The 5,722-nt window shown below is 55.0% G+C and carries 2 protein-coding genes; both read left to right on the plus strand.

The annotated features are described in order from the left end of the window. Positions 1 to 627: HlyD family type I secretion periplasmic adaptor subunit (locus tag NE535_RS18500; protein WP_261300025.1), on the plus strand; the 627-nt coding region annotated here is incomplete at its 5' end. Between the two features lie 12 nt (positions 628 to 639). After that, on the plus strand, positions 640 to 5,722 hold a 5,083-nt coding region (locus tag NE535_RS18505; RefSeq protein WP_261300026.1), incomplete at its 3' end, for a VCBS domain-containing protein.

Here is a 5,722-nt window from a genome sequence, read left to right on the forward strand (position 1 = left end):
ATGGAAGGTAAACAACAGGTATTGGCACTGGATAGTGAAAATCTTCAACGGCAATTGGAGCAAAAACAAGCCACATTACTAAAAGAGGTTGGTGAAGCTCGCACAGATGCACAAGCTGAATTATTAGGGATTACCGCACGTTTAAAATCCTCCGATTCGCAGGTGCAACAAAACACCGTCACCTCCCCTGTTGATGGCATCATCCAGTCCATTCCAAACACCTCATCAGGGAGTGTGATTCAACCAGGTGGCACAGTTGCGGTGATTGTTCCCACCACGCCAACAGCCCTACTTGAGGCCAAACTCTCCCCTCGGGACATTGGCTTTGTCAGTGTGGGACAAAAAGCGCGTATAAAAATTGATGCCTTTGATTACAGTCGCTATGGGGCACTTGATGGTATCGTCAAACGCATCTCCCCAAGCACTGATGCTGATGAAAAAGGCGGCGTCTTTTATAAAGTACAAATCTCGATTGATAAGCCCTACTTTGGCGATCAACCCGATAAGCTGGAACTGATCCCCGGCATGACTGGCGAAGCGGATATTGTTACAGGGGATAAAACCGTCTTCCAATACCTGTGGAAACCCGTATTTACCAATGTGACTGAAGCCTTTGGTGAACGTTAAGGAGCACGAACTATGAGCCAAAAAAAAACATTAACGCTCTCAACCGCAAAACGAAAAAGTCGCATTTCAGCAAAACTCGCCAAAAAATCTGAAATTGCCGCTAAAAAGCTTGATAAAGATGTCGCCAAGCTCAAGGCAAAGGAATTTAGAGGGAGTGAAGTCCAAAGCACTGCAAGCCCAGATATTGTGGCAAGCAAGTCTTGGCGCTTACCCTCGCACGCAGCAACGCAGCTTGTTAATACCGAAGAATCGACAGAGCAAAAGCCTGATTCGCAACCCGCTACCGTAGACATTGATAACCGCCATGTAACAGCCCAGTCAGCTAGCTCTAGCACAGACTCGGAAAAAACCTTGTCAGAGATGCCACAGCAAGCGGATGAAACGCAAACCCAAAATGCCCCTAAGTTCCAAGATTATGGTTCGAGTGAATCAACCCATTTAGGGCAAGGTCCACACTTTGACGACACACAATTGCCCCTTGTTACCCTCAGCCAACTCCCTGAAATTGGACATGTTAAGCAGCAGATTGAACCGGCAGTATTAACGATATCAATGGCAAGAACCACATTAACTCAAATTGTGCGCCCCCCAATCATTAGCACTGAACAGCACACCCCACTCACCATTGACGAACAAGCCGGCCATCAATCGGTTAAAGAAGATGCCCCAGTCGCGAGTGCCTCTGGAAAACTGCACGCCCATGGGGGAATAGTAACCCCACTCCAATGGACGGTCGCAGAACATCAAGGTCAATTTGGTCACCTTGATATCGATCCAACAACGGGCGAATGGCATTACCAACTCGATAATAATGCACTTAACACTGATGCATTAGCCGAAGGTGAGCATCAAACCGAACAATTTACGATTACCGTCAGCAGCCCCAATGGCGAACAAGTAAACACTGTCATCATCATCGATGTCGAAGGCAGTAACGATCTGCCCCAAATTTTAGGATCGCACCTCGCCAGTATTAATTCGGCGGACTCCTTGCAGACAGTGATGGGGCAACTACGCAGTGTCGATCCCGATCATAACGATGTAATCACTTGGGCTGTGCTTGATGGACAAGGTCAATATGGCCAACTGAGCATCAATCCACTCACGGGCCAATGGCAATACCAACTAAATAACCATGCAAACGCCACGCTTGCTCTAGTCTCTGGCCAACAAGTGACGGAAACCTTTATCGTCACCGCAACAGATCAATCAGGCCATCCTGTTAGCCAGCAAGTCAGCATTCAAGTGAATGGGGCTGATAATACCGCCATCATTAAAGGTGATATGACGGGTTTAGTGACGGAAGATACTCAGGCTCTCAACGGCCAATTAACGGTATCAGGTCAATTAAGCATCCAAGATCCAGATAAGGATCAAGCCCATTTTTCGGCAGGTTCATTGCAGGGACAATTTGGCTATCTTACGATCGATGTAAACGGCCATTGGATCTACAGCGCCGATAACTCACTGGCCACCGTTCAAAGCCTTAAATCGGGTGAGCATCTTACTGATACTTTTACTATCCACAGCGCCGATGGTACTGGGCAAAACATTACAATCACGATTAATGGAACTGATGATAAGGCCGAAATATCAGGCACAACCTCGGCCTCACTCACTGAAGATAGTGACACATATCAAGGCATGCTTAGGGCCGATGGCAACCTTACCATCACAGATAACGACCACGGACCACACTTATTTACAGCTACAGAGCAATATGGTCAGTTTGGTACCCTCATCATTGATGAATTAGGCCACTGGACCTACACCGCAGATAACTCGCAGACGGCAATTCAAGCACTCAAAACCGGAGAATCCATCACTGACACCCTGTTTGTACAAGCATTGGATGGAACAAGCCAAAAGATCACGATTCTGATCAAAGGTGCTGATGATAAAGCGATTATCGGTGGAACCGTCACCGCAACGCTTATCGAAGATCAATCTGCCCAGCATGGGCAATTACAGGCACATGGCACACTCACCATTACCGACCCCGATGCTGACCAAGCCCAGTTCACTGCACTAACCGATGTGGTTGGCAGCAACGGCTACGGACACTTTAGCCTTAATTCCTCAGGGGTATGGACTTACAACGCCGACAACACGCAGACTGCCGTTCAGCAACTCAATACTGGCGAGAGCCTCACCGATACCTTCACAGTCAGCAGTGTTGACGGCACTAGCCACACCGTGACCGTCACGATACAGGGCAGCAATGACGCGCCCGTGCTAGTTGGGCAAACGCAAAGTGTAACGGAAGACGGCACACAACTCAGTGGCAAAATGATTGCCACCGATGTTGACGCGGGCGACACGCAAACCTTCAGCCTTGTCAACGCCGTCGACGGCTTCACGCTGAATGCCGACGGCAGCTACAGCTTTGACCCAAGCCATGCCAGCTACCAACATCTGGCCGCGGGCCAGACGCAAGATGTGATTATTCCGGTCACTGTAACTGATAGCGCCGGAGCAACTAGCACACAAAATCTCACCATCACAGTCACCGGCAGCAACGACGGCCCAACCATCGGCGGTGTGAACACCGGCGGCACGGCCGAATACAACAGCCAAGCTGTGACTGGCCGGCTCACCATCGCCGATGTGGACGACGGCCAGGCACATTTCATCGCCCAGACTGCCACGACAGGCAGTTACGGTAGTCTAACGCTGAACGAGGGCGGGCATTGGCAGTACCTGCTGGACAACAGCAAGGCCGCCGTCCAAGCGCTTAAGAGCGGCGAGACCGTTACCGACAGCTTCACCGTCTCCAGCGCCGACGGCACCACGCACACGGTCAGTGTCACCGTTGCTGGCCGTGATGATGGCGCCGTCATTGCGGGTACCGACAAAGGCACAGTCACCGAGGACACAGCCGTCACCAGCGGTCATCTGCAGGCTAGTGGCCAACTGACGATCACCGACTCCGATGCCGGACAAGCCCGCTTCACCGCCCAAACGGATGTGGCCGGCAGCAGCGGCTACGGACACTTCAGCCTGAACAGCACTGGCGCCTGGACCTACAGCGCCGACAACACACAGGCCGCGATCCAGCAACTGAAGGCTAGTGAAACACTTACCGACACCTTCACCATCAGCAGCACGGACGGCACTAGCCATACCGTGACCGTGACCATCAACGGCACAAACGACGCGCCAGTACTCGCGGCGCAAACACAAGCAGTCACCGAAGATGGCACACAGCTGACCGGCAAAATGATTGCAACCGATGTGGACGCCAGTGACACGCAAACCTTCAGCATCGCCCAGCCTGTGGACGGTTTCACCCTGAATGCCGATGGCAGCTACAGCTTTGACCCAAGCCATGCCAGCTACCAACATCTGGCTGCGGGCCAGACGCAAGATGTTGTCATCCCAATCATTGTCACCGACAACGCGGGCGCCACCAGCACGCAAAACCTCACGATCACCGTCACGGGAGCCGCAGATGGCGCCGTGATCGGCGGAGTGGACGTCGGCAGTGTGACAGAGGACCAGCCCGTCCTGAGTGGCCATCTGCAAGCCAACGGCCAGCTGACGATCAGCGATGTAGACAGCGGCGAGGAGCACTTCACGGTGCAGACCGATGTGGCCGGCAGCGCCGGCTACGGGCACTTCAGCCTCAATTCAACAGGTGCCTGGACCTACACAGCCGACAACACCCAGACGGCGATCCAGCAGCTGAAGTCAGGCGAGAGCCTGACCGACACGCTGACAGTGACCAGCGCTGACGGCACGACGCACACGATCACGGTCATGCTGCAGGGCACGAACGACGTTCCGGTGCTGCAAGCACAGACGCAGGCCGTGACCGAAGACGGTACGCAGCTCAGCGGCCACATGGTCGCCACTGATGTGGACGCCGGCGACACACAAACCTTCTCTATCGCCCAGCCAGTCGACGGCTTCACGCTCAACGCCGACGGCAGCTACAGCTTTGATCCGGGTCATGCCAGCTACCAACATCTGGCCGCTGGCCAGACGCAGGACGTGGTGATCCCCATCACTGTGACCGACCGCGATGGTGCGACCAGCACGCAAAACCTCACGATCACGGTGACGGGCGCCGCAGATGGCGCGGTGATCGGCGGCGTGGACATCGCGACCGTCACCGAGGACACGGCCGTCACCACCGGTCATCTACAAGCCAACGGCCAGCTGACGATCAGCGATGTCGACAGCGGCGAAGCGCATTTCATGGCGCAGACTGACATCGCGGGCAGCAACGGCCTCGGCCACTTCAGCCTCGATACCTCAGGCACGTGGACCTACACCGCCGACAACAGCCAGGTGGCCATTCAGCAGCTCAAGACGGGCGACAGCCTGACGGACAGCCTGACGGTGCAGAGTGCCGACGGCACGACGCACACGATCACCGTCATGCTGCAGGGCACGAACGACGTTCCTGTGCTGCAAGCACAGACGCAGGCCGTGACCGAAGACGGTACGCAGCTCAGCGGCCACATGGTCGCCACTGATGTGGACGCCGGCGACACACAAACCTTCTCTATCGCCCAACCAGTCGACGGCTTCACGCTCAACGCCGACGGCAGCTACAGCTTTGATCCGGGTCATGCCAGCTACCAACATCTGGCCGCTGGCCAGACGCAGGACGTGGTGATCCCCATCACTGTAACCGACAGCGCTGGCGCCACCAGCACGCAAAACCTCAGCATCACCGTCACCGGCGCCGCAGACGGCGCAGTGTTCGGCGGTGTGGATGTGGGAACGGTCACTGAGGATGCCGCCGTCACCAGCGGTCATCTGCAGGCTAGTGGCCAACTGACGATCACCGACTCCGATAACGGCGAAGCGCATTTCACCGTGCAGACGAATGTGGCCGGCAGCGCCGGCTACGGGCACTTCAGCATTGATGCAGCGGGCGCCTGGAGCTACACCGCCAACAACACCCAAGCGGCTATTCAGCAGATCAAGGCCGGTGACAGCCTCACCGATACCTTGATCGTCACCAGCGCCGACGGCACGACCCACACGTTAACCGTCACCATCCAGGGCAACAACGATGCCCCGGTATTGACGGCACAAACTCAAGCCGTCAGCGAAGACGGCACCCAGTTGCAAGGCCACATGA

The sequence above is a fragment of the Shewanella holmiensis genome, assembly GCF_025370255.1.
Classification (GTDB): domain Bacteria; phylum Pseudomonadota; class Gammaproteobacteria; order Enterobacterales; family Shewanellaceae; genus Shewanella; species Shewanella holmiensis.